The 26,373-nt window shown below is 54.0% G+C and carries 33 protein-coding genes; 18 read left to right on the forward strand and 15 right to left on the reverse strand.

Features of this window, described 5'->3' with window-relative positions; genetic code table 11:
- Positions 1 to 75: 75 nt before the first annotated feature.
- Together HKD42_RS11330 and HKD42_RS11335 are read left to right on the forward strand one after the other, a co-directional pair.
- Complete coding sequence (locus tag HKD42_RS11330; RefSeq protein ID WP_170013420.1) at positions 76 to 1,659, forward strand: FMN-binding glutamate synthase family protein; 1,584 nt, start codon at positions 76 to 78, stop codon at positions 1,657 to 1,659.
- Entirely contained in the window at positions 1,656 to 2,066 is a 411-nt protein-coding gene (locus tag HKD42_RS11335; protein WP_170013421.1) for a nuclear transport factor 2 family protein, read from the forward strand. Before HKD42_RS11330 ends, HKD42_RS11335 begins: the two co-directional genes overlap by 4 nt.
- Before the next feature lie 4 nt (positions 2,067 to 2,070).
- Here the strand turns inward: HKD42_RS11335 and HKD42_RS11340 are convergent, their stop codons facing one another.
- The 4 genes from HKD42_RS11340 to hemE all read right to left on the reverse strand — a co-directional run bounded on the left by HKD42_RS11340 (position 2,071) and on the right by hemE (position 5,466).
- Entirely contained in the window at positions 2,071 to 2,463 is a 393-nt protein-coding gene (locus HKD42_RS11340) for a BLUF domain-containing protein (protein ID WP_170013423.1), read from the reverse strand.
- Between the two features lie 76 nt (positions 2,464 to 2,539).
- Complete coding sequence (gene rho / locus HKD42_RS11345; RefSeq protein WP_170013424.1) at positions 2,540 to 3,805, reverse strand: transcription termination factor Rho; 1,266 nt, start codon at positions 3,803 to 3,805, stop codon at positions 2,540 to 2,542.
- A 157-nt stretch (positions 3,806 to 3,962) separates the two neighbouring features.
- Positions 3,963 to 4,409: a CopD family protein gene (locus HKD42_RS11350; protein WP_170013426.1), complete on the reverse strand. Its 447-nt coding sequence runs from the start codon at positions 4,407 to 4,409 to the stop codon at positions 3,963 to 3,965.
- A 31-nt stretch (positions 4,410 to 4,440) separates the two neighbouring features.
- Positions 4,441 to 5,466, reverse strand: coding sequence for a uroporphyrinogen decarboxylase (gene hemE, locus HKD42_RS11355; RefSeq protein ID WP_170013427.1), 1,026 nt, complete (start codon positions 5,464 to 5,466; stop codon positions 4,441 to 4,443).
- Between the two features lie 341 nt (positions 5,467 to 5,807).
- Between hemE and HKD42_RS11360 the strand changes: the two genes are divergently transcribed.
- The 10 genes from HKD42_RS11360 (at position 5,808) to HKD42_RS11405 (ending at position 12,348) form a co-directional block, all read left to right on the forward strand.
- Positions 5,808 to 6,653, forward strand: a complete 846-nt coding sequence (locus HKD42_RS11360; RefSeq protein ID WP_170013429.1) for a pyruvate, water dikinase regulatory protein — start codon at positions 5,808 to 5,810, stop codon at positions 6,651 to 6,653.
- On the forward strand, positions 6,650 to 7,234 hold the full coding sequence (locus HKD42_RS11365; protein ID WP_170013430.1) for a Maf family protein: 585 nt from the start codon (positions 6,650 to 6,652) through the stop codon (positions 7,232 to 7,234). The genes HKD42_RS11360 and HKD42_RS11365 overlap by 4 nt, the downstream gene beginning before the upstream one ends.
- Positions 7,231 to 8,103, forward strand: coding sequence for a shikimate dehydrogenase family protein (locus tag HKD42_RS11370; protein ID WP_170013432.1), 873 nt, complete (start codon positions 7,231 to 7,233; stop codon positions 8,101 to 8,103). The genes HKD42_RS11365 and HKD42_RS11370 overlap by 4 nt, the downstream gene beginning before the upstream one ends.
- On the forward strand, positions 8,100 to 8,708 hold the full coding sequence (gene coaE, locus HKD42_RS11375; protein WP_170013434.1) for a dephospho-CoA kinase: 609 nt from the start codon (positions 8,100 to 8,102) through the stop codon (positions 8,706 to 8,708). The genes HKD42_RS11370 and coaE overlap by 4 nt, the downstream gene beginning before the upstream one ends.
- A gap of 54 nt (positions 8,709 to 8,762) precedes the next feature.
- The gene (gene dnaQ / locus HKD42_RS11380; protein WP_170013436.1) at positions 8,763 to 9,452 is read left to right on the forward strand and encodes a DNA polymerase III subunit epsilon; all 690 of its coding nucleotides are present in this window, start codon (positions 8,763 to 8,765) and stop codon (positions 9,450 to 9,452) included.
- Positions 9,453 to 9,495: 43 nt separating this feature from the next.
- The gene (hpf, locus tag HKD42_RS11385) at positions 9,496 to 10,062 is read left to right on the forward strand and encodes a ribosome hibernation-promoting factor, HPF/YfiA family (protein WP_170013438.1); all 567 of its coding nucleotides are present in this window, start codon (positions 9,496 to 9,498) and stop codon (positions 10,060 to 10,062) included.
- Positions 10,063 to 10,195: 133 nt separating this feature from the next.
- Positions 10,196 to 10,657 carry a PTS sugar transporter subunit IIA gene (locus HKD42_RS11390; protein ID WP_170014081.1) on the forward strand — a complete coding sequence of 154 codons (462 nt, stop codon included), beginning with the start codon at positions 10,196 to 10,198 and terminating at the stop codon, positions 10,655 to 10,657.
- A complete protein-coding gene (locus HKD42_RS11395; protein ID WP_343042351.1) occupies positions 10,644 to 11,129 on the forward strand; it encodes a PaaI family thioesterase in 486 nt (161 codons plus the stop codon). The genes HKD42_RS11390 and HKD42_RS11395 overlap by 14 nt, the downstream gene beginning before the upstream one ends.
- 17 nt (positions 11,130 to 11,146) lie before the next feature.
- On the forward strand, positions 11,147 to 11,482 hold the full coding sequence (locus tag HKD42_RS11400) for a DUF1491 family protein (protein WP_170013440.1): 336 nt from the start codon (positions 11,147 to 11,149) through the stop codon (positions 11,480 to 11,482).
- Between the two features lie 197 nt (positions 11,483 to 11,679).
- Complete coding sequence (locus tag HKD42_RS11405; protein ID WP_170013442.1) at positions 11,680 to 12,348, forward strand: cell wall hydrolase; 669 nt, start codon at positions 11,680 to 11,682, stop codon at positions 12,346 to 12,348.
- Positions 12,349 to 12,401: 53 nt separating this feature from the next.
- Here the strand turns inward: HKD42_RS11405 and xth are convergent, their stop codons facing one another.
- From xth to HKD42_RS11420, 3 genes are read right to left on the reverse strand one after another with little or no spacing between them, the layout of a single operon-like run.
- Positions 12,402 to 13,178 (reverse strand): exodeoxyribonuclease III, encoded by a 777-nt coding sequence (xth, locus tag HKD42_RS11410; RefSeq protein WP_170013444.1) that lies wholly within the window; start codon positions 13,176 to 13,178, stop codon positions 12,402 to 12,404.
- A complete protein-coding gene (erpA, locus tag HKD42_RS11415; RefSeq protein ID WP_170013446.1) occupies positions 13,178 to 13,507 on the reverse strand; it encodes an iron-sulfur cluster insertion protein ErpA in 330 nt (109 codons plus the stop codon). The genes xth and erpA overlap by 1 nt, the downstream gene beginning before the upstream one ends.
- Positions 13,508 to 13,538: 31 nt before the next feature.
- On the reverse strand, positions 13,539 to 13,970 hold the full coding sequence (locus HKD42_RS11420) for a CBS domain-containing protein (RefSeq protein ID WP_170013448.1): 432 nt from the start codon (positions 13,968 to 13,970) through the stop codon (positions 13,539 to 13,541).
- A gap of 132 nt (positions 13,971 to 14,102) precedes the next feature.
- Between HKD42_RS11420 and HKD42_RS11425 the strand changes: the two genes are divergently transcribed.
- Positions 14,103 to 14,408: a hypothetical protein gene (locus HKD42_RS11425; RefSeq protein ID WP_170013450.1), complete on the forward strand. Its 306-nt coding sequence runs from the start codon at positions 14,103 to 14,105 to the stop codon at positions 14,406 to 14,408.
- Positions 14,409 to 14,420: 12 nt separating this feature from the next.
- On the opposite strand, the gene HKD42_RS11430 is transcribed toward HKD42_RS11425, so the two are convergent.
- The 5 genes from HKD42_RS11430 to HKD42_RS11450 all read right to left on the reverse strand — a co-directional run bounded on the left by HKD42_RS11430 (position 14,421) and on the right by HKD42_RS11450 (position 19,682).
- On the reverse strand, positions 14,421 to 14,825 hold the full coding sequence (locus HKD42_RS11430) for a (2Fe-2S) ferredoxin domain-containing protein (RefSeq protein WP_170013452.1): 405 nt from the start codon (positions 14,823 to 14,825) through the stop codon (positions 14,421 to 14,423).
- Positions 14,822 to 16,984, reverse strand: a complete 2,163-nt coding sequence (locus HKD42_RS11435; RefSeq protein ID WP_343042352.1) for a dipeptidyl-peptidase 5 — start codon at positions 16,982 to 16,984, stop codon at positions 14,822 to 14,824. The genes HKD42_RS11430 and HKD42_RS11435 overlap by 4 nt, the downstream gene beginning before the upstream one ends.
- A 61-nt stretch (positions 16,985 to 17,045) precedes the next feature.
- Entirely contained in the window at positions 17,046 to 17,516 is a 471-nt protein-coding gene (locus HKD42_RS11440) for a DUF2497 domain-containing protein (RefSeq protein ID WP_170013454.1), read from the reverse strand.
- Between the two features lie 31 nt (positions 17,517 to 17,547).
- Entirely contained in the window at positions 17,548 to 19,056 is a 1,509-nt protein-coding gene (locus HKD42_RS11445; protein ID WP_246236991.1) for a TolC family outer membrane protein, read from the reverse strand.
- A 2-nt stretch (positions 19,057 to 19,058) separates the two neighbouring features.
- Entirely contained in the window at positions 19,059 to 19,682 is a 624-nt protein-coding gene (locus HKD42_RS11450) for a protein-L-isoaspartate O-methyltransferase family protein (protein WP_170013456.1), read from the reverse strand.
- A 183-nt stretch (positions 19,683 to 19,865) separates the two neighbouring features.
- Between HKD42_RS11450 and HKD42_RS11455 the strand changes: the two genes are divergently transcribed.
- From HKD42_RS11455 to HKD42_RS11465, 3 genes are all read left to right on the forward strand, one after another.
- Complete coding sequence (locus HKD42_RS11455; RefSeq protein WP_170013458.1) at positions 19,866 to 21,386, forward strand: fumarate hydratase; 1,521 nt, start codon at positions 19,866 to 19,868, stop codon at positions 21,384 to 21,386.
- A gap of 112 nt (positions 21,387 to 21,498) precedes the next feature.
- On the forward strand, positions 21,499 to 22,728 hold the full coding sequence (locus tag HKD42_RS11460) for a sensor histidine kinase (protein ID WP_170013460.1): 1,230 nt from the start codon (positions 21,499 to 21,501) through the stop codon (positions 22,726 to 22,728).
- On the forward strand, positions 22,725 to 23,462 hold the full coding sequence (locus HKD42_RS11465; protein WP_170013462.1) for a LytR/AlgR family response regulator transcription factor: 738 nt from the start codon (positions 22,725 to 22,727) through the stop codon (positions 23,460 to 23,462). Before HKD42_RS11460 ends, HKD42_RS11465 begins: the two co-directional genes overlap by 4 nt.
- 149 nt (positions 23,463 to 23,611) lie before the next feature.
- Here the strand turns inward: HKD42_RS11465 and HKD42_RS11470 are convergent, their stop codons facing one another.
- Positions 23,612 to 23,905, reverse strand: coding sequence for a UrcA family protein (locus HKD42_RS11470; protein WP_170013464.1), 294 nt, complete (start codon positions 23,903 to 23,905; stop codon positions 23,612 to 23,614).
- 208 nt (positions 23,906 to 24,113) lie between these two features.
- On the opposite strand from HKD42_RS11470, the gene HKD42_RS11475 reads away from it, so the two are divergent.
- Positions 24,114 to 24,383: a hypothetical protein gene (locus HKD42_RS11475; RefSeq protein WP_170013466.1), complete on the forward strand. Its 270-nt coding sequence runs from the start codon at positions 24,114 to 24,116 to the stop codon at positions 24,381 to 24,383.
- A gap of 28 nt (positions 24,384 to 24,411) precedes the next feature.
- The gene (locus HKD42_RS11480) at positions 24,412 to 25,158 is read left to right on the forward strand and encodes a metallophosphoesterase family protein (RefSeq protein WP_170013468.1); all 747 of its coding nucleotides are present in this window, start codon (positions 24,412 to 24,414) and stop codon (positions 25,156 to 25,158) included.
- Between the two features lie 89 nt (positions 25,159 to 25,247).
- On the opposite strand, the gene rpsI is transcribed toward HKD42_RS11480, so the two are convergent.
- Both rpsI and rplM read right to left on the reverse strand, forming a co-directional pair.
- Complete coding sequence (rpsI, locus tag HKD42_RS11485; protein WP_170013470.1) at positions 25,248 to 25,793, reverse strand: 30S ribosomal protein S9; 546 nt, start codon at positions 25,791 to 25,793, stop codon at positions 25,248 to 25,250.
- The gene (gene rplM / locus HKD42_RS11490; RefSeq protein ID WP_170013472.1) at positions 25,793 to 26,272 is read right to left on the reverse strand and encodes a 50S ribosomal protein L13; all 480 of its coding nucleotides are present in this window, start codon (positions 26,270 to 26,272) and stop codon (positions 25,793 to 25,795) included. Before rplM ends, rpsI begins: the two co-directional genes overlap by 1 nt.
- Positions 26,273 to 26,373: the final 101 nt, after the last annotated feature.

Raw genomic sequence — 26,373 nt, forward strand, 5'->3', positions numbered from 1 at the left:
GGCCAAGTAAGTCCACAAGAGTTAGGTTGTTTTGCCGTAATTCCAAGGTTTAGCCGGAAACAAGGATCATCATTGATGTTCGTCGCACCTCGATACCTCGTCCCCGCTGGACTGATCATTCTCACTATCGCAACTGCAATTTACCCTTTGACGAGAGGGGCGCTGTGGCTTTTGATACCCCTTACGGTGGTTGCACTGTGGGATTTCTTCCAGACCCGCCACTCCCTCAGACGCAATTACCCGCTGGTAGCGCGTGTCCGCTGGATCATGGAAGAACTACGGCCGTTTGCGCAGGCCTATGTGGTGGAAAGCGATCTGGAGGGCCGGCCGTTTAGCCATCAGGCGCGCGCACTTGTATATGCCAGAGCCAAAGGTGATCTCGATTCCCACCCAATGGGCACAGAGCTTGACGTCTATTCTGACGAATATGAATGGCTCAGCCATTCGGTTTTACCGAATGACCAAGCTCCGAAAGAATGGCGGGTCGCCGTGGGGTCCGAAGGAGCGCGGCCCTATCAGTCATCGCTGCTCAATATCTCCGCGATGAGCTTCGGCTCCCTATCGGCCCGGGCCATTGAAGCGCTGAACTATGGTGCGCAACAAGGCAGCTTCGCCCATAATACCGGTGAAGGCAGCATCAGCCGCTACCACCGTGCGCATGGCGGAGATTTAATTTGGGAAATCGGTAGCGGGTATTTTGGATGTCGCGCTGTTGATGGCGGGTTTGATTCCCAGCGCTTCGCTGACAATGCACAAGATGATCAGGTCAAAATGATCGAGATCAAACTGAGCCAAGGCGCAAAGCCGGGCCATGGCGGAGTCCTTCCCGGTAAGAAAGTCACGCCAGAAATTGCTGAGGCTCGCGGTATCCCTGTCGGCGAGGATTGCCTATCCCCCGCTGCGCATTCCGCGTTCAGCACACCGATTGAAATGCTCGAATGGATCGCGTCATTGCGCGAAATGAGCGGCGGCAAGCCGGTTGGCATCAAGCTTTGCGTCGGCCAACCTCACGAAGTCTTTGCCATCACCAAGGCCATGTTAAACACAGGGATAACGCCCGATTTCATCACGGTGGACGGGGCAGAAGGTGGCACAGGCGCAGCCCCGCTAGAATTCTCAAACTCTGTAGGAATGCCGCTGCGCGAAGGGTTAATTTTCGTCCGCAACGCGTTGGTTGGAACCGACCTTAAAGATCGCGTCAAAATAGCTGCCTCGGGCAAAATCCACTCAGGCGCGCAAATGGCCAAGGCGTTTGCGCTTGGCGCAGACTGGTGCAACGCCGCCCGCCCCTTCATGTTTGCGCTTGGCTGCGTTCAGTCAATGGAATGCCATACCGGCAATTGCCCAAGCGGTGTCGCAACGCAAAAAGCATGGCGTCAAAAGGGTCTTATCGTTGATGACAAGGGGCCAAGAGTCGCCCGTTTTCACGATCAGACTATACACAGTTTGCGCGAAATAGTGGTCGCTATGGGCTTAGAGACACCGTGGGATATCGGCGCACATGATATGCGAGAACGGCTCAACGGGGCAAAATCCAAAGCAGTGGATGCTATCTATGAATTCGCAAAACCTGGCCAATTGCTCAGCGACCCGGACAGTCTGAAAATTGCCCAACATTGGAATGTCGCCAGCGCTGAGAGTTTCAGGAGAGTATCATGACAAACGCATCCCATCATCTCGCCGCTTGGCACAGGATTGCCGAAAATGGTAGCAGCCCGGAGGCATTGGCTACGATCATCGCCGATGAGTGTGTTTTTCATTCGCCCGTCGTTCACACACCCCAGGCAGGCAAAGCAAAAGTAATTGCGTATCTTTCAGCCGCGGGTCAGACATTTGCCAACACCGGGTTTGAATATGTCCGCGACATTACCGACGGCCCGCATGCAATCTTGGAATTCACCTCAAATCTTGATGGGATCCAGCTCAACGGGATCGATATGATCACCTTTAACGATCAGGGAAAGATCATTGATTTCAAAGTCATGGTAAGGCCGCTTAAGGCCGTCAACAAGATCTGGGAAATGATGGGCGCCCAACTTGAGCGTGATAAAAAAGCAGCCGGCTAAACCCTCAATTAAGAGCAGCAAAATTGAGAATGATACGCTTTAGCTGATCATTCAGCCCGCTCGGCAATTGTTCTTCAAGGCTCGCGCGGCGATCTTCAATTTTGTCAACCAAACGGATATGCCGCATCAGCCAATCGGGACATCCGCGCTCTTCAGCGGCAACATCTTCGAGCACTGACAGACCGCTATGGCGCGGATCAGTACTGATCCGCCGCATTACCCATAACAAATCAGCTTCTTCCCCTTCCAAAAGTTGGAGGAAGTTTCGCCCGTTATAAACAAGCAAGCCGGTAATCCCGCGCTCTTCATTGTTCCGTTCGCACGATTCAATAATACCCTTGAGATCATCACGCTCAAGACCGGGGGCTGTGCTGACATAGAGGTACTGGCGAAGCATGGTTCGTCCTTAGCGAAAGAATGCTCTGAAACAAGGGGCCGGTGCTCGCCTCTGCAGGTTCGCACCCACCCTCTCATCACTGGTTCATGGTATCGAAGAAATCTTCGTTGGTTTTGGAATCTTTCATCTTGTCGAGCAAGAACTCCATCGCATCGATCGTTCCCATCTGCATGAGGATGCGGCGCAGCACCCACATTTTAGACAGCTTGTCCTTCTCGACCAGAAGCTCTTCCTTACGGGTGCCAGACTTACCAACATCCAATGCTGGGAAGATCCGTTTATCGGCAACCTTACGGTCCAGAACGATTTCGGAGTTACCCGTGCCTTTGAACTCTTCAAAGATCACTTCATCCATCCGGCTGCCAGTATCGATCAGCGCGGTTGCAATGATCGACAGAGAACCACCCTCTTCAATATTACGCGCAGCACCGAAGAAGCGCTTCGGACGCTGGAGCGCATTCGCATCGACACCGCCAGTAAGGACTTTACCGGAGCTTGGTACGACCGTGTTGTAGGCCCGGCCCAAACGGGTAATGGAATCGAGCAAGATCACGACATCGCGCTTATGCTCGACCAATCGCTTCGCTTTTTCGATAACCATTTCAGCAACTTGAACGTGCCGAGTTGCAGGTTCGTCAAAGGTGGAAGAAATGACTTCGCCTTTCACGCTGCGCTGCATGTCTGTCACTTCTTCAGGACGTTCATCGACCAGTAGAACCAACAGGAAGACCTCTGGATGATTATCCGTGATCGCTTTGGCAATATTCTGCAAAAGGACAGTTTTACCGGTCCGCGGCGGTGCAACAATCAGTGCCCGCTGGCCTTTACCCTGTGGTGAAATGATATCGATCACTCGGGCTGATTTGTCTTTTACGGTGGGATCAAGCGTATCAAGCGACAATTTCTGCTCTGGATAGAGCGGTGTCAGATTGTCAAAATTGGTCCGCATCCGGACTTGGTCAGGATCTTCAAAGTTGACAGTCGTCAGTTTCGTAATCGCAAAATACCGTTCACCCTCTTTCGGTGCGCGAATTTCGCCTTCTACGGTGTCACCGGTGCGCAAACCCCATTTGCGAACTTGATTGGGCGAAACATAAATATCGTCCGGACCTGCAAGATAATTCGCTTCGGGGCTGCGAAGAAAGCCAAAGCCGTCTTGCAGGACTTCGATGGTACCGATCCCCATAATATCTGCGGTATATTCTTCATCTTCAGCCAACTCGCGCAGAATGCAGAACATCAAATCCTGCCGGCGCATCGTAGATGCACCTTCCACACCGAGTTCTTCGGCCATACTGACAAGCTCAGCCGGAGCTTTCAGTTTCAAATCTTTAAGATGCATGTCGAGTGTCTTTCAAAACCCATATCGGGTGTATTAGAATGTAGCTTGGCCAGTCTATCGGGCTTGGTGAAAGCAGACTGGGATTGCATCAAGCAATCCTTGACCGTTGACCGAGGAATTAGGCGCGGCTGTTTCCCGCGTCAATCTGTTTGCGAAACTAGAACGGTTTTACCACGACCAGAATTACGATGATGGCCGCCAATATTCCGGGAACTTCATTGGCCAAACGCAGCGCTTTACCTTGCATCGGACGTTCTCCGCGCGCCAGCTTTTTGGCATAAGCGGCAAGCCAGCCGTGATAACCCGACAGGATAATCACCAGCAGAAACTTTGCATGAAACCAGCCTTGTGTGTGTGCTTGTACGGCTGACATCAACGCCAAACCCAGTACCCAAACAACAATGATCGAAGGCAACAAGATGATTTTCAGCAGTTTTTGCTCACGGCTGGTCCACAGCGCATCCATCTCTGATCCGGGCGCACCATCTTCCTGATGATACACAAAGAAGCGCGGCAGCATAAACAAGCCCGCCATCCAGAAGATCACGAATATGAGATGGCCGGCCTTCAGCCAAGGATAGATCGGGAGGAGAATTTCTTGCATGATTATCCCCTACCGCAAATCATTGGTGAAATCACCCCTGCCATCCGCGAATTATCGCAACCAGTTCTTCCACATGTGCGATTGGCGTGAACTGCCCGATCCCATGCCCCAGATTGAACACATGGGGCCGGTCACCAAATGCTTCGAGAATGCGTTTTGCGGCTTTTTCCAAAGCTGGCCCGCCCGATAATAACATCAGTGGATCCAGATTGCCTTGAACAGGGAGAGAGTCTGGCAAGGCTTTGGCAGCCCATAAAGGATCGATAGTTTCATCAAGACCCGCAGCGTTCACACCCGTTTCGCGGATATAGGCAGGTAATTTTTCACCGGCGCCTTTTGGAAAACCGATGACCGGCACATCCGGGCATCGCTCGGCCAAGGCAGCAACAATCTTTGCATTGGGTGCAATCACCCATCTTTCAAATTCAGTTGGGGCAAGACTTCCGGACCAACTGTCAAACAGCTGAACCGCTTCCGCGCCTGCGTTAATCTGGCCAACCAGATATTCGATGGTCAGATCAGCGATAGCATCAATGATTTCACCAAACGCTTCCGGGTTTTGATACGCCATTGCTCGTGTCTGATGTTGATCACGGCTCCCCTCACCGGCGACCATATAGGTGGCTACTGTCCAGGGTGACCCTGCAAAGCCCAGCAAGGTAGTTTCAGGGCCCAAACGCTCCCTCACCTTCGTAACGGTGCTGTAAATCGGGGAAAGGCGCTCTGGCACCGCTTCCAAGCTGCTCAGGGCATGATCAACCAATGTCGGGGAGAGCTTAGGGCCCTCGCCAGCCAAAAACTCCAGCTTCTGACCCATCGCATAGGGAATAATCAAAATATCGGAAAACAGAATGGCACCGTCAAAACCAAACCGGTCGATCGGTTGAACGGTTACTTCCGCCGCAGCGTCAGAATCGTAAACCAGTTCCAGAAAGCCGCCCTTATCGGCCCGTAATGCGCGATATTCAGGCAAATAGCGCCCAGCCTGACGCATAAGCCAAAGGGGTATGTGATCGCTGCGCTGACCGCGCATTGTGTCGAGAAGAATTCCGGGCATGAGGGCCTTCTTACTAAATAATATAAGTATTTAAATAGGATGATGGAGTATGTTGGCCCTGTGGATATCGGGGATTGCGCCGCCATGCCTGATTTATCCCAGAGCACAACAGGTTTTTGCCAAGGCGAATCCCAGCTTCTCCGCGTCAACGATTAGATATCCACGTTGTCCCCAGCCTGTCTAAAACCATAGAAGCTTGTCCAAAAATCATCTTGGAAATGACTCGGATTGGGCATGGAAAGTGCGCTGGAACTTGTCGTCAGGATTATCCCGTGGTTTATGCTGGGTTTCATCCACAGCCTGCCGCCCGGTTATATTCCACCGAAAGTATCGCCCAACATATGAGCCGTCTTCACCTTCACCTTGTGTCAGATTCCACCGGCGAAACATTGGAAATGGTCGCGAAAGCCGCGCTTGCCCAATTTGAAGACGCCGACATTATACGGCATTTCTGGCCAATGGTCAGGTCCCGGCAGCATCTTGACCGGATTGTTCCCCAATTGGCCGAAAATCCGGGTCTCGTATTGTTCACGCTGGTTAATCCAGAGACCCGCGAGCGGCTGGAAGATCATTGCCGCCAACTAAGCCTTCCAGCGGTACCCGCCCTCGATGCGGTGACCGCCGCGTTGGAGGATCAGCTTGGCCAAGCCGCGCATGGCCGGCCCGGCCGGCAACACTTGATGGACGATGCCTATTTCAAGCGCGTCGACGCTATCCATTACACAATCGCCCATGATGACGGGGTCGGTTGGGAAAATTGGGAAGAGGCAGATATCGTCTTGGCCGGCGTATCACGCTCATCCAAAACACCCACCAGCATTTATCTCGCTAACCGCGGCTTTAAAACGGCCAATATACCGCTGGTTATAGAAAGCCCGCCGCCTGATGTGTTGTATAAACTTCGCAAGCCGCTTGTGGTTGGGCTGACGACTGCGCCAGAACGTTTGGTTCAAATTCGCCGGAACCGGTTGTTGAGTTTGAACGAGCAAACGGAAACATCCTACGTCAATGATGACCGGGTCCGCGAGGAAGTGAAGTTTGCCCGCCGGATGTTTGCCGATAATGGCTGGCCAGTGATTGATGTAACCCGCCGTTCCATTGAAGAGACCGCGGCTGCCGTTATCAATCTCGTGGGTGAACGGGAACGCAGGGATACGCCGCCTAAAGTCGGACCCAAGCCAATATGATTATCCTCGCTTCAAAAAGCGCTAGCCGTAAAGCAATGCTCGACGCCGCGGGCGTCGCTTATCAAGCTGTTCCAGCGGATATTGACGAGCGCGGCATTGAAACAAATATGGCGGGAGAGACATCCGCCCATATTGCATCGGGTTTGGCGGTGGCTAAGGCCCGCGCTGTGTCGGCGCTCTATCCCGACGGGTTGGTACTCGGAAGCGATTCCTTGGTGGTGGTGGATGGCAAACGGTTTAATAAGCCGGTTAGCCGGGACAACGCGGCTGAACATTTGCGTTTCTTCTCTGGCAAAGTGATGGAGCTGCATAGCGGTGCCGCCCTGGTCCGTTCAGGCGATGTGGTGTGGCAGACCGCCGCCGCGGCGCGGCTCTATGTCCGCCCATTGTCGGAGGGTTTCATTCAGTCCTATCTGGACGCAGAATGGCCCGAAGTATCCTATTGTGTCGGCGCGTTTCGGATAGAGGCAATGGGGGTCCAGTTGTTCGACCGTATCGAAGGTGATCAATTTACCGTTCTGGGAATGCCGTTACTGGCTGTATTGGGCGCGCTGCGCGACCAAGATGTGCTGCCAGCATGACTATACCAAGCGCGGACAAACTGTATGCCGAAGTCATCGGCGATCCGATCGCTCAGTCCAAATCTCCGCTTATTCATGGATTTTGGCTGGAAAAATGCGGGCTGGATGCCGCCTATGACAAAACCCGCGTGGCTCCAGATGGTCTTGCAGACTATCTGACAGAACGCAAAGCGGACAAGAACTGGCGTGGTTGCAATGTCACAATGCCGCATAAGCAAGCGATCGTCCCCCTTCTTGATCAGCTCACTCCGCTGGCTCAGCGGATCGGGGCGGTCAATACCGTGATCAGGCAAGAAGATGGATCGTTGTTAGGTCACAACACCGATGTTGGCGGCTTTCTTGAACCGCTACAAAGCCATCTGTCGCAGGACTATCTGTTTCGAATGGCCCGTATCTTAGGCACGGGCGGCGCTGCCAGAGCGTTGGTAACCGGACTTTCTGATCAGGGTATGGTTATCGTTCTGGCAGGGCGCAATGTCCAAAAGGCAGCAGCCATGCTTGAAGAGCAAGCAAAGGGTGGTGACCATCACAGCGTCGCTTTATCGCATTTTTCCGGGCCAACAGACTTTGCATTTGATGACCGCGAAGGGTGTTTGGATGTGATCGTTAATGCGAGCCCTTTGGGAATGCGAGGCCAACCCCCTTTAGCATTTGATTTCAGCCATGCACCGCCCGGTAGTATCGTCTATGATATCGTGACCGATCCCGTCGAAACCCGGTTTCTTCAAGATGCCAAGGCCGCAGGATTTGAGACTATTGACGGGTTAGCGATGCTGATTGGTCAAGCTGCCGAAGCCTTTGCGCTGTTTTTTGATCAACCTCCACCCAGAGGATTCGATACCGATTTGCGAAAAAGGTTGATGGAATGAGCGTTCAAAACCAGCCTCGAATTATTGGTCTAACCGGCTCGATTGGTATGGGTAAATCCACTATCGCTGAAATGTTTGCCAGTGCCGGTGTGCCCGTATTTGATGCAGATGCGGAAGTCCGCGCAATGCAGGTGCCGCAAGGTGATTTGTTGGAGGCTATTGAAGCGGCTTTTCCGGGCAGCACTGGCCCGGCAGGTGTCGACCGCGATGCCTTGGGGCAGCAGGTTTTTGCCGATCCAGAGGCCTTGGCCCGGCTAGAGGCGATTATGCACCCCGCAGTGGCCCAGAAGCGCGAGACATTTCTGTCGGAGAATAGCGGAACGTCGCTCGTGGTGTTTGATATACCTTTGCTGTTTGAAAAGGGCGGACATAGTCTGGTCGATCACATTGTGGTGGTGTCGGCCCCGGCGGATGTCCAGCGCGCAAGAGTGCTTGCCCGCCCGCACATGACGACGGAAAAGTTTGAACATATTCTTTCGCTGCAAATGCCCGATGCGGAAAAACGCGCACAGGCTGATTTCGTGATCGATACCTCCTGCACATTGGCCGAAACACAAACCCAGGTTGAACGGCTGATTGAGACATTGGCGGGTAAGACGCTGTAAAAAGGCGTCGATCACCCCTTGCTTAAAGCAGGTTTGCGTCCGATATTGAATCCAATGCGAGAGATTGTTTTCGATACCGAAACTACTGGCTTCGATCCCAAAAACGGGGACCGGATGGTCGAGATGGGCTGTGTCGAGATGGTCAACCGGGTTGAAACCGGGGCTACCTATCACGCCTATTACAATCCGGAACGCGACATGCCGGCCGCTGCGGAAGGTGTTCACGGCCTATCTAGCGCGTTTCTGTCAGATAAACCTTTGTTTCGCGATACGGCTGCGGAATTGCTCGATTTTATCGGCGATGCACCGCTTGTCGCGCATAATGCCAGCTTTGATTTTGGTTTCTTGAACAACGAGCTGGAGATCGCTGGTTTGGCCACAGTGTCGCTTGACCGGATGGTCGATACGGTGGCGATTGCCCGTAAAAAGCACCCTGGCGCCAAGAATTCGCTCGACGCGTTGTGTTCGCGGTATGGGGTCGATCGTAGCCACCGGGTTAAACACGGCGCGCTGTTGGATGCTGAGCTGTTGGCGCAAGTTTATGTTGAGCTGTTGGGTGGCCGGCAAATCGGCCTTGAATTAGCGGCTGACGCGCCCGCAGAAGCTGCCGAAGCCCCGATCGTGCAAAGCCAAGTTTTGCGAAAGACGGTTAGAGAGCCCCGCCCGCATGTCGCATCGGCAGAAGAAATGGCCCGGCATCAAGAGTTTTTAAAGCAGATCCAGTCACCCCTTTGGGGAAGCTGAACAGAACGATTATAAGACCACCATCCTAAAGGAGAAAACGACAATGGATATTCGCGTTTCAGGCCACCAAGTTGAAACCGGTGCTGCATTGCAGGATCATGCCGCTGACCGCCTGAATGCTATTGTCGAAAAGTACTTTGGACGCGCAATATCTTCCCATGTGACGCTGGGAAAGGCGCCCGCGGGGGCCTTTAGCTGCGACATCGTTACGCATGTGATGCATGGGTTAACGGTCAAAGGTCATGCAGAAGCGCATGACGCGCATCAGTCTGTCGACAAGGCTGCTGCTAAGATTGAAAAGCAAATCCGGCGTTACAAACGGCGCATCAAGGATCGCCACGAACAAGCGGCGCATGCAGTGAAAGAGGAGGAAGCTGCCTACACCATTTTTGCAGCGGACGAGCCAGAGCAGGAAGAAGAAGCACCGGACGCACCACCTATCATTGCTGAAACGAAGGTCGATATTCCCGAATCGACTGTGGCCGACGCAGTTATGATGCTGGATTTGCGTGATACGAATGCACTATTCTTCAAAAATGCTGGCACTGGGCGGCATAATATGGTTTATCGCCGCCAAGATGGTTCGATCGGATGGGTTGAACCAAGCTAGGACTCCGCAGCGACCCTCACGCTGACGAGAGCCAACCGCAGGATTTCGCTAGAGCGGGTCGGTATTTCGATCCGCTTTTCAGACGCCATAAATTGGTGCGGTACCCCCTTTTGTTTGAAGTAACTGACCAATGCTGGATGCAAATTTTAGACTGAAACCCGACGCCGTGGGCATTACGGAAGCTGGCACCAAGGCCGATGTTCTTGATGCGTTGGCTGAGAAATTTTCCGCGATCTATGATGTTGATCGATTGGCTGTTTTAGAAGCGCTGCAGGAACGTGAGGCGTTAGGCAGCACTGGTTTCGGCCGCGGCGTTGCCATCCCGCACGCACGGATTACCGGCATTACCCGTCCGGTTTCCGTTGTTTTGCGACTCAAATCTGCAATTGATTTTACTGCTGCTGACGGGATGCCGGTTGACCTTGTATTCGGGCTGCTGTCACCTGAAGGTTCGGGTGTTGCGCACTTGCATGCACTGGCTGCCATTTCGCGTCTTGTCCGCGATGACACCATGCATGAAGCGCTGAGCAACGCCGCAAATGGTGAGGAGCTATATGCCATGATTACCAATGTGACGGATCGTGACGCCGCGTAAGTCAGCCAGCGATGACGGGGCCAAAGTGCCCGGCGCACAATCGCATTTCCGTGCTTTGGAGCGATTATACCAGTCGGCACCAGTGAACCAATTGTTCGATTCGACGCTTAAAATCACCGAAGAAGGCCGCTCACGGCTGGAGTTTCAGGTTACGGAGCAGGCCTATCATGCAGCTGGTGCGGCTCATGGTACCATTTATTTCAAGATGCTCGATGATGCTGCCTTCTATGCGGCCAACACTTTGGTCACAGACCGCTTTTTATTGACGACCTCTTTCAATTTGCACTTCACCAAGCCGGTTAAAGAGGGGCGCGTTATCGCAGAGGGCCATTGGGTCAGCGGTAAACGGCGAGTATTTGTCGCAGAATCCCGCCTGATAGACGAAGAAGGCGACGAGATAGGCCGTGGCACCGGCACATTCATGCGGTCTCACATTCCGCTATCCGGACTGCCTGGCTATAGCGACGGATAATAGTGACATGGGCTGTTATGACTGATCGCCTACCCACACATATAGAAGTTTCAGGTTTGATCCTCGCGGTGCAGAATGCGGGGGGCTTCGCCACCGTCCTGGCCAAGGGCGAGCGCGATGCCGGTACGCTGCTAATTGTAACATTGGGCCGAGGCGGGCCTGACCGTCTTTATGAGCGGATGCCGCAATTGGATGGTTCGCGGCCATTCACGGTTACGCGGGAACAGGACATCGATAACCCTTTAAAATTTAACGAATATTTAACCAAACGCCGCCAACAGGACCCGGATATTTGGATTGTGGAGCTGGATATCGCGGATGCAGAACGCTTTGCCGCACTGCAGCATAAATAGATTGACTCGCATTCATTTGTAACTATTTGACCCCACGAACTTCCGATGCGCAGGCGGCGGAATGGCATTCGGCCATTATGTTAGCACGCAGACGGGGGACGGCCGGCAGGCCATATTTTTGGACCCTTCTTTAATTTGACTACCCCTTCAGGTCCCGCCTGCGCCAGTGCTCGTTCACCGCATAATGTTGTATTTTCATGGCTCGTAAGACCCATTTTGCAGGTTTTGTCGCAATCGCAGCGACAGCTACTATTGCTTTCGCCAGTGCAGAAATGTCTGGCGCCAACGCCCAAGAAGGCGTTGAAACAGAGATTCCCGTTCCTGCCGGCCAGACCGAAATTGCGCCGGTAACAGTGACTGATGAAATCGTTCCGGTTTTCGTATCCCAACCCGTGGTTCAGCCGATACCGGAAGAACCAGAAGAGACCATCACCGCGCCTTCCGACGCTTCGTCGTTGCGTGCGCTGATTGCTGAAACTGACATCTCCGGTGACCTTTCCCGCGAAATGCAATGTCTTGCTGGTACCATCTATTTTGAAGCCCGCGGCGAGCCATTGGCGGGTCAGTTGGCTGTCGCACAAGTTGTGATCAACCGCGCTGAATCCAGCCGCTTCCCGTCAAGTTATTGCGGCGTAGTGTATCAGCGCTCCCAATTCTCATTCGTCCGGAACGGCTCCATGCCGCGTATCCGCGAACAGACCAAAGCCTGGAAACGGGCAAAGGCTATCGCTCGGATTGCCCATGAAGGCCATTGGGAAAGCGAAGCGCAAGACTCGCTCTATTTCCACGCAAAATATGTGTCACCGCGTTGGAGCCGGAGCAAGACGCGCCGGGCGACCATCAACACACATATTTTCTACCGCTAATCGGCGGACCTTATGAAATTGAAAGCCCTCGCCTGAAATGGCGGGGGCTTTTTCTATGGGGTGGATATTTCCACCCACACTGGTGTGTGATCGCTTGCCTTTTCGCGGCCGCGATATTCACGGTCGACACCAACGGCGGTCATTCGATCTGCCAGTTCCGGAGTGAGCAATAGGTGGTCGATCCGAAAGCCGTGATCCCGCTGCCATGCGCCTGCCTGGTAGTCCCAATAGGTCCAAACGCCGCCACGCGGATTCAGCGTCCGAACCGCATCGGTCCACCCATCAGCGAGTAACCGGGCGTAGGCATCTCTGGATTCGGGTTGCATCAGCGCGTCGGATTCCATCGCCTTGGACGCCCAAACATCGTCATCTTCAGGGATGACATTATAATCACCCACAATCGCACAAGGGATTTCCAGCGCTGACAGTTCCTGCATCCGAGCGCGGAGGCGTTTCATCCATGCGATCTTGTAATCAAATTTAGGGCCTGGCAGCGGATTGCCATTGGGCAAGTAGATACACGCAATCCGAACGCCATTGACGTCAGCCTCAAGATAGCGGGCCTGCTCATCCTCAGGGTCGCCCGGTAGTCCGCGCTGTGTTTCCACCGGTTCCACGCCGTCCGCTAATATAGCGACGCCATTGAAGCTTTTTTGACCGTGCCAGATGGCTTTATAGCCAATCTTTTCAAATTCTTCGGCCGGGAAACCCGCATCCTGGCTTTTGACTTCTTGCAAACAGGCCACTTTCGGGCGCGTTTCATCCAACCATTCGAGCAAGCGCGGCAAACGCGCCTTCACCCCGTTAATATTGTAAGTGGCGATCCGCACTAGATGCCGAAGCTCGATCCGCAGCCGCAACCTGCCGCAGCGTTAGGATTTTCAACGCGAAACGCCGCGCCGCCCAGCGATTCGACAAAATCTACTACGCTGCCATTCACCAGATCGAGACTGAGCGGATCAACCACCAGCTGGACACCGCTGGTTTCGCTCACCGAATCGTCCCCATCCGCTTGGTCGGCCAAATCAAACTTATATTGGAAGCCGGAGCATCCCCCGCCTTCAACCGATAGGCGTAAAATCGCAGGCTTTGATTGCTTATCTGCAATCCATGCCACGCGTTTTGCGGCAGATTCGGTCAATGTCAGCATTTGTCCCATGCCTGCTATGTAGGGAGTCCTGGAGCATGGCTCAAGCGGTCTGAATGTAGTTTCGCATTGCTTCCGCTTCTAGCTCAACCTCGTCCATCCGGGACTTCACCAAATCGCCAATCGAGATAAACCCGCACATATGGCCCTGATCGACCACTGGCAGGTGGCGGATTCGGCGGCGTGTCATCATGGCCAGTGCATCATCGACCTTTGCGCCTGCGTCGACCGTGATTGCGGGCGCTGTCATGACCTCCCCCACGCGTTTGTCCAGACAAGCCGAGCCTTCTTCTGCCATCCGGTAAATCACGTCGCGCTCCGAGAAAATCCCGGCCAGTGAGCCTGCTTTCATTACCGGAAGCGCGCCGATTCGTTTGCCCGCTAATACAGCGATAGTGTCACGCACCAGATCATTGACGTCACAGGTAATAACATCCCCCGCGCTGCGATCTTCAATCAGTTTAGAAATATCCATCTCTACTCCCTCCTTTCGCGCTGCGCAGGATGCCATGAAATCGCGCTGTTGGCGAATCCGCACGGTCTGTTGCAAGAAAAGCAGCCCATTGGGCCATTGCCAGAGCGTTTCTGGCAGAGCATGGAGGGGGATATGATACCAAAATCTCCCTTGGATGACCCAGAAACCGCTGCTTATGCGTGGGCACGGTATAAACGCTTGATGCGTTTCATGCTGTTTGTGACCATTGGTGTAGTGATCATCGCCATCGCATTGCTGTATGATGGCGAGAGCGAAGCGACGGTTCACTTCTACATCGCTACTGCTCTGGGTATCGGGTTTATGATGTTACTGACAGCGGCGTTGATGGGGCTGGTATTCCTATCCAGCGGCACCGGTCATGATGAATCGGTAAGCGATCTGATGGATGACGACCACTGGGACGACACCGATAAATGATCCTGCCCAGCGTTATTCTGCCGGCTGCCCGCGCAATCTGAATTCCTCCACCGGTTCACCGCCAATCAGATGCTGCTGAATGATCCGCTCGAGCACGTCTTCTGTGCAGGAATGATACCAAATATTCTCTGGCCAAACGACAGCGATCGGGCCTGCGGCGCATATCTGTAAGCAGTCTGCCTTGGCCCGCTGTACGCCGCCTGTTCCGCCGTGCTGTTTCGGCCCGACCAGGCCAAGTTGCTTGAGGCGTTTCTTCAGATAATTCCACGACTGCCGACCGGCTTCTTCGCTGCAGCACTTTTGCTTTTCGGAGACAGCACACAGAAAGATCTGCCGCTCAATTGTTTCAGCGCCGATCTTTCTCATCGCGAGCTCAGCCCGGATCAGGTCCGCGTCATTTACCGGTGTGTCACTCATTCTGTGTCGGCGTCCTCGCCCAAATAGGTGTCGAGCCAGTCGAACACTGTATTGTGCCATTGCAAGGAGTTTTTCGCGCCCAGAACCCAGTGGTTTTCATCCGGGAACACCAACAGCTTTGCCGGAACATTTTGTTCCTGCAGCGCCGTGAAGCTTTGCAACCCTTGCGAATAGGGGACCCGGTAATCTTTCTCTCCGGTGATCACCAGCATTGGAGTTTGCCAGTTACTGACATGATTAACCGGATTCCATTTCTCATAATTCTCAGGGACTTCATTGTACGATCCGCCAAAATCCCAGCGCGGAAACCATAGCTCTTCGGTAGTATAATAGAAGCTGCGCATGTCGAATAAACCGTCATGCTGCACAAGACAGTTGAACCGGTCGGGCCATTTTCCGGCAATCCAGTTCATCATATAGCCGCCATAGGATGCGCCCATTGCGCATACTTTTTCACCATTGATCTGCGGATCTAGATCAAGCGCGGCAGCCAGTCCTTTTTGCAAGTCCTCAAGCGGTTTGCCGCCCCAGTCTTGATTGATCGAATCTGTGAAGGCTTGCCCGTAACCAGAGCTACCGTGGAAATCGACAGAGATAACCGCATAGCCTTGGCTCGCCACCACGCGGGGGTTCCATCTGCTTGACCATCCATCGTTAAAGCTGCCTTGCGGGCCGCCGTGAACATAGAGGATCGCAGGCATCGAAGCGTCGCCATTCTCCAACTTGGTAATCTGGCCCCAGACCGTCTCGTCATTGGCACCTTTGAAGTTGAAGCGCGTGGTCACGACCGAAGCACGCTCCCCAAGCAGAGATGTAGCGACATCGGTGAGAGGAGTCCCCTGCTGCCATCCTTTGGATAAATAGAGCTCGGATGGCCCTCCGATCGAATTGCGCGTGAACAGAAGACTGTCATTACCAATCGGCGTAACGCCGCCGATTCGGGCTTCGTTGCCAGCCATCAGATCGAGCCGTTCGACTGTTCCGGAACGCGGATCAATCTTGAAAGCAGGCGTGTCGAGGACATCTTGTGCGCCGGCGATGATCCAGCGCGAATCGCGTGTCCATGTCAGTGACCCGAAAGAACGGTCAAAATCACCTGTCAGCGCGCGCGCTGCGCCCGTTTCCACATCACGCAAGTGAATCACCAGGCGATCGGATTCGTAACCCGGCCGTTCCATCGCAGCGTAGGCAAGCCATTTTCCATCAGGTGATGGCGACGGCAATGTATCGGTTGCCAGGTTTTCAGCAGTCAAATTTTGCGGTGCCCCGCCGTCTAGCGTTGACCAATAGATGTCGACATTGGTTGATGTCGGTTCGGCTGCATTGGATTGGCGTGCGGCAAAGTAGATGCCTGTGCTGTCCGCGGACCACGCGATCTCTTCACCGCCGCCAAATGGCTTGGTCGGCGTATCGCCAACCAGGCCGGTTTCGGCGTTCTGGCCATCAACCGCAACGCCAGAGCTGGCCTTGCCATTGATTAGATCGAAGGCAAACAATCTGCTGAATGTGCCGGGTGTCTCCCACTGGTCCCAGTGGCGGAAAAAGCCATCCTCTGCATCATATAACCGTCCCGTACCTGGTCCCGGCAAATGGGCGGTGCCATCATTATCACAGCCGAAGGTTACGCAGTCCCGGCTGATATCCCCAAACAAGGCGATTTTGGACGTATCAGGCGATAGTTTAAAGCCATGCACATCAGCTTTAACGTTCGTGACCTGCATCGGTCCGGTCACATTGCCGTCTGCTTCCAATGCCGCGCGCCAGACTTGTGTCACCGCATCAGCAGAATCATCTGTGTCATTCGATGGACGGTCGGACAGAAAGTACAAAAAGCTGTCAGATCCAAATGTAAGATCATGGGCCGAGCCACCAAGGTCGATCACCACGGGATCACTACCGGTTCGGTTGAGGTCTTGCAGATAGATCGCGGTGTCGCTGTCCAGGGTCTTTGGATCCCTAGTGGTGACTGAATAGACCGCGAAACGGCCATCCGGCGTCACTGTCGGGGCGCTCAGACGCGGCATGGTGACTAAGTCGACAGCGCTCATCGGTGGATGTTCCGCCGTGTGATCGCCGTGATCCGCCAAAGCGGGAGTCGCTGTTACAAGCGCGAGCGTAGATGCAGCGAGGGAGGCTACCAGCCAGGTTTTTTTGATCATGTCGGGCAGAACTAAACGCTCACCCAAAAGGCGCAAGTGATATTGGTTTGGGGAGGCGGTCTTAGCTGCGCTTACCGGCAATCCGGTTGATTTCGTTCCGGACCATGGATTCGACCATGCCGGGCAGATTTTGGTCGAGCCATTCCGCCAGCATGGGGCGCAACATCTCCCGCACCATGCCTTCTAGCGAGGTTTCACCGCTTCGCACGATTTGCGGCGGTGTGCTGGGCTCGGATATCATCGCCAGCGCAGCCAGATTTTCTTGCATGGACGCACGTACAGCGTCCCCAATCAGCGGGCTTGAGAAATCTTCTTCTTCGCTGTCTGCATCATCTTCAAAGAAGGCTGCGGACCCTAGGTCGAGAACATCATCAGCCGTGTCATCGGTGGAGGCTTGCCCTTCATCTGAATCAACGCCCTTAGTCGTCCGTTTCTTGCGTTCAGTTTCAGCACTTGTGCGGTTGTCGCGCGCAATCACTTTCTTGATTGATTCAAGTATCTCTTCGACCGAAGCTTCACCATCTTGGCGCATGAATTACTTCCTCAACCCTGCAACCTGACCCTTATTGACCAGTTCCCGAGCGATCATCAATCGGCCCGATGGCAGGAATCTTCGCATCTGGCGCCGAAATGTCAACGGTTCGCGTGGAAATTGCTTCTGGTGTGGGATCGCGGTCCCAGTCCCAGATTTTGTTCTTTACGCGGTTATAATTGAGTGTGGGATCATACAACAGACCATCCCCCTCAAGGCCAAGGTCCCGGGCTTCCGCTTTCCCCATGGCTGCAAGCAGCGCGAAACCGGCCACATAGGCGTTGCGCCGCGCTGTCACCAATTGGACGCGCGCCGAAAGCAGTTCTTGCTCTGCATTGAGGATATCCAGAATGGTTCTGTTGCCAACGGTATTTTCAGCGCGAACACCCTCCAGACCGAGTTCTGCCGCAGCCACCGCACTTTGCGATGATTCGATAATCGCGTTCGCAGCAATCCAGCTGGAATATGACGCGCGAACCTGAGCGATGACATTGCGTTCAGTCGCGATCACCTGTTCCAACGCGCTTGAGGCTCTGGCCTGGGCTTGTCTTTGTTGCGCCGCGATCCGCCCGCCTTGGAAAATAGGTATGGTGAGGGAGACACCGGCATTGGCCGTTTTTTCACTCTGCGCAAAATTGCTGGAGGTTGGGCCGCCTAATGTGCCGTAGAAGTCATTGTAATCTCCGTTGGCGAACAACGAAACGGTCGGCAATCTGCCGGCACCGGCTGTTTTGACGTCAAAGCCGGCGGCTTCGGCATCTTCCTTGGCAGCAATAAGGTCGGGGTTGAATTCCAGCGCTGTATAGACCGCTTCTTGCGGATTATCCGGCAGTCCCGGCAGCGGGGGCGGGGGCTCCAACGCATCAGGAGCAGATCCTACCAGTTGGATGTACACTTCCCGCGCATTGATCAGATTCGCTTCAGCAGACCGTAGATCGCTCAGCGCCACGGCCAATCTGGATTGTGACTGCGCGATATCCGTCCGAGTGAGATCACCAATTTCAAACCTATCGCTCGTGGCTTCCAGATTGATAGTCAGGACTTCTACCTGATTTCGCGACAGGCCAACAATCGCCTCGTTACGAACGACATCCATATAAGCGGCAACGACCAGACTAAAGATGGACGATTCTGTCGCTCTCAATCTGGCTTGTCCGGCTGCGACGCGTTCTTTTGCCGCCTTTATGCCATTTTTGACGGCACCGCCGGTATAGACTGGAACACCCAAATCAATACCGGCCTGCAACGTTCGTGTAGGCGCGGTAAAACTGTTGGCGGAGCGGCGGAGGAATTCGATATGCTGAGCCGATGCACTTACCGTGGGTAAGCCGCCAGACTTCGCAATCGTCACCCCTTCATCCGTCGCGCGTTGGTTGGCCCGCGCAGCTTGTAATGTAGGGTTGGTTTTATAGGCGCCAACTAAGGCGTCCCGCAACGAATCTGCAGATGCAGGAGAAGCAATGGCAGCAGCACTCGCCATCAGCGCCAGCGTGATCGCCTTTGCTGATGTTCTTAGTCGCGGTGCCGTGCTGCCATTCATGCTTAGAAGCTCCAGCTTTTCTCGGTATCGAATTCAGAAAGACGCGGAATACCGATCTCAGCCAGCGGCAGCAGTGCCACGTCATCACCCGCTTTGCGCCCGGTAGCGAGGCGGGTTACACCTTGCTTGCTGACACCAGTCACAATTCGCCCATCAGCAGCCATTCGTTTGGCAAGTGGCTGGCCGATGCTTTCTACGGCACCGTCGATAAGAACCAGCGAATAGGTTGTGCGTTTAGGGCTGCTGGTGACCGCCTCCTCAGGTGAGATAACATCAACCTGGCCGACCAAGGGGCCAACCAATGCTGGCAAATATCCACTACCTGCGTCCACGACCAAAACAGTGTCACTGGCCTTTGGTTGTGCTTCTTCTAGGAGCATTCCATAAAATAACGGTGCCGCGATTTTCCGGCCATTTTCCAATGTGATTGCGCGATCAATATAAGCGGTACCCTGAGCATGGCCGGGGACATGATTTTCGCGCGGGACCAATAACATACGCTCCAAAACGAACTCGGCATTGACGCCGCTGGTCCGTAATTGACTGTCGACCATCGCGCGGCGGGAGGCTGCGGAACTGGCGGCCAGGGCGTCTGTTGGGGCGGTTTTGGTTGCAGTTACAGTCATGATTGCTCTTCAAATTTGATCGATAGCTGTATTACATCAATAATACAGTTGGTCAATCCAGTTGGCGATACCGGGGCTTTAGGCCCAACAGCGGCGGCGGCCAAGTGCTTTGACGCTGGCCCCCACCTCCGCCTATGGGGCAGGAAAGACGAGATGCAATCGACCGGTAGGAGTATGGATTCGATGAGTGACATGGTGATAATTACAGAAGATGATCTGATCGAAAGCGTGGCTGACGCGCTGCAATACATCTCCTATTATCATCCAATGGACTATATTCGTGCCTTGGGTGACGCATATGAAGCCGAACAGGGTCCTGCTGCTAAAGATGCAATTGCACAAATTCTTACGAATAGCCGGATGTGCGCCGAGGGGCACCGGCCGCTGTGTCAGGATACTGGCATTGTCAACGTGTTCGTCAAATGGGGCCAAAATTGCCGCCTTGATTCGAAGCTCAGCCTGCAAGAAGTCGTCGATGAAGGTGTGCGCAGGGCTTACACGCATCCTGAAAACAAGCTCCGTGCTTCGATCTTGGCCGATCCTGCATTCACTCGCCGCAATACGCGCGACAATACACCTTCGGTCTTGTCGGTCGAAATGGTGCCAGGTGATACCGTGTCGATCGACGTAGCCGCCAAGGGCGGTGGCAGCGAAAACAAATCAAAATTCAAAATGATGAATCCGTCAGATAATATCGTTGACTGGGTTCTCGATCAAATCCCGAGCATGGGCGCCGGCTGGTGTCCGCCTGGAATGCTGGGGATCGGTATTGGCGGTACGGCCGAGCATTGCGTTAAGCTTGCCAAACAGAGCTTGATGGACCCGATTGATATGGGCCAGCTCAAAAAACGCGGTGCGCAAAACGATATTGAACAACTGCGGATCGATATTTTTGACGCCGTCAATGCCCAGGGTGTCGGCGCTCAAGGGCTGGGCGGCCTGTCGACTGTTCTTGATGTGAAGATTTATGACGCACCGTGTCATGCGGCAGGCAAGCCAGTGGCGATGATCCCGAATTGCGCTGCGACCCGGCACGCCCATTTCACACTAGACGGATCTGGGCCGACCTATCTGGAGCAGCCGAAATTGGATGAATGGCCGGATGTGAACTGGCAGCCGGATAGCAGCGCAAAACGCGTCAATCTTGATACGTTGACACAAGCAGAGGTGGAAAGCTGGGAACACGGCGATCGTCTATTGCTGTCTGGCAAGATGCTGACAGGCCGCGACGCAGCGCATAAGCGTATCCAGGATATGTTGGCGAAAGGCGAAGAACTGCCCGTCAATTTCAAAGGTCGCGCCATCTATTACGTCGGTCCGGTCGATCCTGTAATGGGCGAAGCTGTCGGCCCTGCGGGTCCCACAACTGCTACGCGGATGGATAAATTCACCGAAATGATGCTTGATCAGGGCCTTTTGGCCATGATTGGCAAGGCGGAGAGAGGCGCTGATGCGGTTGATGTGATCAGCCGGTTCAAAGTGTCTTACCTCATGGCCACCGGCGGGGCAGCCTATTTGGTCAGCCGCGCTATTAAAGAGGCCAAAGTGGTGGGTTTTGAAGATCTTGGCATGGAAGCCATCTACGAGTTCACTGTCGAAAATATGCCGGTGACTGTGGCGGTCGATAGCGCTGGCAATAACGTCCACACTTTGGCCCCGGCGCGGTGGAAAGAGAAAATCGCCAAAGAAGGCTTGCTCGCCTGATCCAGGCTAAACGTGATCCAGACTGGGGCGTGTCAGCTCGACGAAGGACCGAAACTTTTCGACCGCTGTTCTGGTCTGACAGGGCCAAAGTGCATTAAAGAGAGCATAGATTATGGCTCTGGATTTCTCCTCAAGCGCCCCTGCCCGGGTGCCATTCCGCACCGTGTTGATCTCGATGTTGGGGATATGGCTATGCTATTTCCTGCTTACTACGTTGCGCGGCTCAATTGTGGGTCTCGATGCGGAGTTTGAGCTTCTATGGCGCCGGGGAATTGTCACACTTGCAGGGGTAAGTGTGACATTTGTTTTGTGGTTGCTGCTGCGGCTGCTCGATCGGCGGACGCTGTGGGTGAAAGCCTCCGCCGCCATTGTTTTGGCACTGCCTGCAGCGATCATTGTGGCGCAGGCCAACCAATTGATTTTTGCGTCTGTGCAACCGCAGGTCACTCAAAAAATCGCAAAAGAGCGCGGCGTTGGTTTGCGGCAAGATGAATCTGGCAATATCTTTATCGAAGTTCCCTCAAATGGGGAAAATTCGGGGCAAGGCGGCGCTGAAGAGGCGCCTCAGGAATTTATGATTCAACAAGCTTCCGGCTGGGAGCGATGGCGGTCAATTGTCGACATCGCAATCGGTCGCTATTTCTTGCTGTTAGCGTGGTGCTCTTTGTATTTCGCGTTATTGGCAGGCGCGCAGGCACAAGTCGCGGAGCGCCGCGAAAGCCGTTTCCGCAGGCAGGCCAAAGAAGCGGAATTGCGGTCGTTACGCTATCAAGTGAATCCGCACTTTCTGTTCAATTCGCTCAATTCACTGAGCGCTTTGGTGATGACCGGCAAAACTGACCGGGCAGAGAATATGATTCAAACCCTGTCGAACTTCTATCGCCATTCACTGGCTGATGAACCGACATCTGATGTCATCCTCGCTGACGAATTTGCCCTGCAGCAACATTACCTAGAGATCGAGGCTATTCGTTTTCCGGACCGCCTGAGATCAACGGTCCGTCTTCCAGCCGAGCTGGAAGATGCCAACATCCCGGGAATGATCTTGCAACCATTGATTGAAAACTCGGTGAAATATGCGGTTGCGCCGCTAAACCGGCCGGTTACGATCACCGTGGCTGCCCGGGAGGATTTTGGCAGATTGGCCATTACTGTCAGCGACGATGGGCCAGGAGCGCAGGAAAGTGCTGCGAAGCACGGCTTCGGTATTGGTTTGGCCAATGTAAGAGATCGGCTGGAGGCTAGGTTTGGCAAAGAAGCCAGTATCGCCGCAGGCCCGATTGAAGGCGGATATTCGACGGAGATCCGCGTTCCACTCAAGAAACGGGATGGTGTGGCATGACAGAGGCAGTGGCAGACACTCTGCGCACGTTGATCGTTGATGATGAGCCATTGGCTGTCGAGCGGATGCAAGTCATCTGTTCCAAGATCGCCGCATTGTCAGTCATCGGAACCGCAAATGACGGGGCCGCCGCGCTCCGGTTGATAGAAGCCCTTTCGCCTGATCTAATCCTATTGGATATGACTATGCCGGAAGTAGATGGCTTGTCGGTTGCACGCAAAGTGGCCAAACTCTCCAAACCCCCGGCAATTGTTTTTGTCACGGCCCATGATCATTTCGCAGTTGAAGCGTTTGATCTTGATGCCGTTGACTATGTCCTCAAACCGGTAGCGACCGAACGGCTGGAACGTGCCATCGAACGCGCATTGGCCCGCCGGGGTGTCCAAGAGGCCAAGGACAGCGAATGGCTAAGCGAGCTGTGGGTACCGCATCGCAGTGAATTGCTGCGAATAGAAGTGTCTCAAGTCAGCCAGATCGATGCAGAAAGAGACTACGTCCGCCTGCATGTCGGCGACCGTACCTATCTGTTGCTACAGACGATTGCCGGCCTGGAAAAACGATTGGATCCCGGCGAGTTTATCCGCATTCACCGCTCCACCATATTGCGGCGCGACAGTATTCGCGGATTGCGTCATGACGGGTTGGGTGTGTGGTCGGTAGAGCTTGGCGATGGAGAAGCATTACGCATCGGACGCACCTATCTGCCCAAAGTTAAAGCGATGGCCGGCCGCTAGCCTCCAAACACTGGGGCGATACCCCTTTGTAAAAAATAGCCCGAACCGGGGGACTGAACCAGTTCGGGCTATAACCCCGCACAGATTAAGCCTGCGCAGGAGGGGTATGACGATCGGTGATGCTCAACCGCCAATTTGATAGGGCGATGCTATCCGCCCAGGCGTTCTTCATTGACCACTACAGTCATTTGACTTGCCGCCTGCTTTTTGGCCGCGATGTAGCACTTCTGGGCATCGCTTGAGCGGATACGAGTGCCTAGCGTCTTGGTGTTCAAACCACACACCTCGCGAGCAGCATGATCAAGCCGCTTCTGAAGTGCCGCTTGACCCTGTGGACTAGCTAAATTGAGATCTCGATAGTCGACAGATTTGGTTTCAGCATATGCCGGTGTGGTCGCTGCCAGCGCAGCCATGGTTGCCAAACTGATCAGAGTCTTTTTCATAGTATACCTCCATTCGCGGGCCTTTCCGGTGAAGGGGATGAAAGGCTCATCGCGTAGTATTGAAATAGGGGAGGTGGGCGGCCGAAGCACCAACGGTTCGACTATCGAGCCAATGCCATCGACCGTTTGGCTTCTTTCAAGACAGACGCTGTACTTTGCCGGATAAACAACACTTGCGACCCGACGAAGGTTTCCGCACAACTGCCATATGTTAGCGATTGCAGTGATTTTTGTATTGGGAGTCGGGAATTTTGCGCTTCATAAAGCTGTTATGGAGAGCAATCATCCGATGACCCGTCAAATAGCCTGGCTCTCCAACCCTACTGGCCGGAAAATTGCCTTCGCGTTGGAATTCGGTGTGTTACTGGCCGCGTTGCTGTTGGCGGCGAATGGTTGGCCCAATCTGGTATGGGGTTATCTGGTTTATAGCGGGCTTAATGGTGTATCCGGATGGCTGATATTGGGAGGGCGAGTGTGAAGATCGGCGATAGGAACAGACTTTTCTGATGAACGCTCACACTATCTTTCACGTCAGTGATGTCCATTTCGGCGTCGAGAACCCGCGCGCCATCGATTGGTTTGCAGCGGCCGTGCATGCGGAGAAGCCAGACGTAGTGGTTTGCACCGGTGACTTGACGCAGCGGGCCACACACAAACAGTTTGATCAGGCGCGGCGGTTTTTTGAGAGTCTGGACACGCTGGTTACTTTGGAGCCGGGCAATCACGATATGCCATATTACAATTTGTGGGAGCGTTTTACACAGCCCTACAAGCGGTACGGCACTCTTGCAGAATTGGTGCGGGCCCCGGTTGCGTTGCCGCATTGCGTTTTCATTCCGCTCAAAACAACTGTCAGAATACAGCCTCGTTTCCCGTGGTCTGACGGATATGTCCGTAAAGAGGCATTGGCCGCAACGCTGGCTTCCTTGGAAACGCTAAAAGATGATGCGCGGTTAAAGATAGTGACGTGTCACCATCCATTATTGCCTGCCCAGCCGGATGATAAAAATCCGACTATCGGCGGGACTAACGCGTTCAATGCTATTGCCGAGGCTGGCGCGGATGCAATTTTGACAGGGCACGTCCATGTGCCGTTCGATCTGATGCGTGCTTACGGTAATAGGTCTGTGCGCATGATCGGGGCGGGTACATTATCCACTCGTTTGCGGGGTGCCGATCCGGGCTACAATGTTGTTACCATCACACCGCATCGCCACATCCATGTCGAACAGCGCGTGTTTGTAGAGGCATAACAAAAAGGCGGCCCATTTCTGGACCGCCCCTTGTTTTTGATCTGGAAAGGCCAAGGCCAAATGCCCCGCCTTGCAGAATTCTAGCAGAATTAACGCTTAGAGAACTGGAAGCTACGACGCGCTTTCGCCCGGCCGTATTTCTTACGTTCAACAACACGGCTATCGCGTGTCAGGAAGCCAGCGGCTTTGACAGTGGCGCGCAATGTTGGCTCATATTTAGCCAATGCTTGGCTGATACCGTGCTTTACCGCACCCGCTTGACCGGACAGGCCGCCGCCGCGAACAGTGGCGATAATGTCATACTGGCCTTCACGCTCTGTGATGGTGAAAGGCTGGTTGATCACAAGACGCAGAGTTGGACGTGCAAAATACACTTCCTGGTCGCGGCCGTTGACAGTAATCTTGCCGGTGCCGGGCTTTAGCCAAACACGTGCAGTCGCATCTTTACGGCGACCCGTGGCATATGCACGGCCGTACTGGTCCAGCTCCTGCTCGCGCAGAGGCATGGTTGGCGTTGCCGGCGCGGCAGCAACTTCACCATTTTCAGCGGCAACAGCAGCATCAGCCGCGGGTGCATCACCGGCGATGGTTTTCAGATCTGCGAGATCGGAAACAGTGTTGTTTTCATCAGCCATTATGCAGACGCCTTATTCTTACGGTTCATCGAGGCAACATCGAGCACTTCAGGCTTCTGGCCTTCATGCGGGTGCTCGGTACCATTATAAAGGTGCAGCGCTTTCATTTGCGCGCGGCCCAAAGGACCGCGCGGGATCATGCGCTGAATAGCTTTTTCCATGACACGCTCTGGAAAACGACCTTCGAGGATCTTCGCAGGTGTGGTTTCCTTGATCCCGCCCGGGTGGCCGGTGTGCTTGTAATAGATTTTGCCGGTCATCTTGCCGCCGGTGAATTTCACCTTGTCGGCATTGATAATGATTACATGATCGCCGCAATCAACATGCGGGGTGTAGCTTGGCTTGTGCTTGCCGCGCAGGATGTTGGCGACAATTGCAGCCAAACGTCCAACGACGAGACCGTCGGCATCGATAATATGCCATTTCTTTTCGACCTCTGCCGGCTTTGCCGACTGTGTGGTCTTGCTGAGAGCCTTCATGGGCTATGTCCATTCCTATAAATGCAAGCACCCTGAGGGCATTCTTGCTTTTCAAATGTGAAACTGATTCTCGAATCCGTAATGGACTGAAGAGAGCGCGC

Origin of the sequence: Pontixanthobacter rizhaonensis (genome assembly GCF_012972675.1) — a bacterium.
Lineage (GTDB): Bacteria > Pseudomonadota > Alphaproteobacteria > Sphingomonadales > Sphingomonadaceae > Pontixanthobacter > Pontixanthobacter rizhaonensis.

Excerpts from the sequence above, each read along its gene's own strand:
- HKD42_RS11330 (WP_170013420.1), top strand. The coding sequence starts at position 76 with ATGTTCGTCGCACCTCGATACCTCGTCCCCGCTGGACTGATCATTCTC.
- HKD42_RS11335 (WP_170013421.1), top strand. The coding sequence starts at position 1,656 with ATGACAAACGCATCCCATCATCTCGCCGCTTGGCACAGGATTGCCGAA.
- HKD42_RS11340 (WP_170013423.1), bottom strand. The coding sequence starts at position 2,463 with ATGCTTCGCCAGTACCTCTATGTCAGCACAGCCCCCGGTCTTGAGCGT.
- rho (WP_170013424.1), bottom strand. The coding sequence starts at position 3,805 with ATGCATCTTAAAGATTTGAAACTGAAAGCTCCGGCTGAGCTTGTCAGT.
- HKD42_RS11350 (WP_170013426.1), bottom strand. The coding sequence starts at position 4,409 with ATGCAAGAAATTCTCCTCCCGATCTATCCTTGGCTGAAGGCCGGCCAT.
- hemE (WP_170013427.1), bottom strand. The coding sequence starts at position 5,466 with ATGCCCGGAATTCTTCTCGACACAATGCGCGGTCAGCGCAGCGATCAC.
- HKD42_RS11360 (WP_170013429.1), top strand. The coding sequence starts at position 5,808 with ATGAGCCGTCTTCACCTTCACCTTGTGTCAGATTCCACCGGCGAAACA.
- HKD42_RS11365 (WP_170013430.1), top strand. The coding sequence starts at position 6,650 with ATGATTATCCTCGCTTCAAAAAGCGCTAGCCGTAAAGCAATGCTCGAC.
- HKD42_RS11370 (WP_170013432.1), top strand. The coding sequence starts at position 7,231 with ATGACTATACCAAGCGCGGACAAACTGTATGCCGAAGTCATCGGCGAT.
- coaE (WP_170013434.1), top strand. The coding sequence starts at position 8,100 with ATGAGCGTTCAAAACCAGCCTCGAATTATTGGTCTAACCGGCTCGATT.
- dnaQ (WP_170013436.1), top strand. The coding sequence starts at position 8,763 with ATGCGAGAGATTGTTTTCGATACCGAAACTACTGGCTTCGATCCCAAA.
- hpf (WP_170013438.1), top strand. The coding sequence starts at position 9,496 with ATGGATATTCGCGTTTCAGGCCACCAAGTTGAAACCGGTGCTGCATTG.
- HKD42_RS11400 (WP_170013440.1), top strand. The coding sequence starts at position 11,147 with ATGACTGATCGCCTACCCACACATATAGAAGTTTCAGGTTTGATCCTC.
- HKD42_RS11405 (WP_170013442.1), top strand. The coding sequence starts at position 11,680 with ATGGCTCGTAAGACCCATTTTGCAGGTTTTGTCGCAATCGCAGCGACA.
- erpA (WP_170013446.1), bottom strand. The coding sequence starts at position 13,507 with ATGGGACAAATGCTGACATTGACCGAATCTGCCGCAAAACGCGTGGCA.
- HKD42_RS11420 (WP_170013448.1), bottom strand. The coding sequence starts at position 13,970 with ATGGATATTTCTAAACTGATTGAAGATCGCAGCGCGGGGGATGTTATT.
- HKD42_RS11425 (WP_170013450.1), top strand. The coding sequence starts at position 14,103 with ATGATACCAAAATCTCCCTTGGATGACCCAGAAACCGCTGCTTATGCG.
- HKD42_RS11430 (WP_170013452.1), bottom strand. The coding sequence starts at position 14,825 with ATGAGTGACACACCGGTAAATGACGCGGACCTGATCCGGGCTGAGCTC.
- HKD42_RS11435 (WP_343042352.1), bottom strand. The coding sequence starts at position 16,984 with ATGATCAAAAAAACCTGGCTGGTAGCCTCCCTCGCTGCATCTACGCTC.
- HKD42_RS11440 (WP_170013454.1), bottom strand. The coding sequence starts at position 17,516 with ATGCGCCAAGATGGTGAAGCTTCGGTCGAAGAGATACTTGAATCAATC.
- HKD42_RS11445 (WP_246236991.1), bottom strand. The coding sequence starts at position 19,056 with ATGAATGGCAGCACGGCACCGCGACTAAGAACATCAGCAAAGGCGATC.
- HKD42_RS11450 (WP_170013456.1), bottom strand. The coding sequence starts at position 19,682 with ATGACTGTAACTGCAACCAAAACCGCCCCAACAGACGCCCTGGCCGCC.
- HKD42_RS11455 (WP_170013458.1), top strand. The coding sequence starts at position 19,866 with ATGAGTGACATGGTGATAATTACAGAAGATGATCTGATCGAAAGCGTG.
- HKD42_RS11460 (WP_170013460.1), top strand. The coding sequence starts at position 21,499 with ATGGCTCTGGATTTCTCCTCAAGCGCCCCTGCCCGGGTGCCATTCCGC.
- HKD42_RS11465 (WP_170013462.1), top strand. The coding sequence starts at position 22,725 with ATGACAGAGGCAGTGGCAGACACTCTGCGCACGTTGATCGTTGATGAT.
- HKD42_RS11470 (WP_170013464.1), bottom strand. The coding sequence starts at position 23,905 with ATGAAAAAGACTCTGATCAGTTTGGCAACCATGGCTGCGCTGGCAGCG.
- HKD42_RS11475 (WP_170013466.1), top strand. The coding sequence starts at position 24,114 with ATGTTAGCGATTGCAGTGATTTTTGTATTGGGAGTCGGGAATTTTGCG.
- HKD42_RS11480 (WP_170013468.1), top strand. The coding sequence starts at position 24,412 with ATGAACGCTCACACTATCTTTCACGTCAGTGATGTCCATTTCGGCGTC.
- rpsI (WP_170013470.1), bottom strand. The coding sequence starts at position 25,793 with ATGGCTGATGAAAACAACACTGTTTCCGATCTCGCAGATCTGAAAACC.
- rplM (WP_170013472.1), bottom strand. The coding sequence starts at position 26,272 with ATGAAGGCTCTCAGCAAGACCACACAGTCGGCAAAGCCGGCAGAGGTC.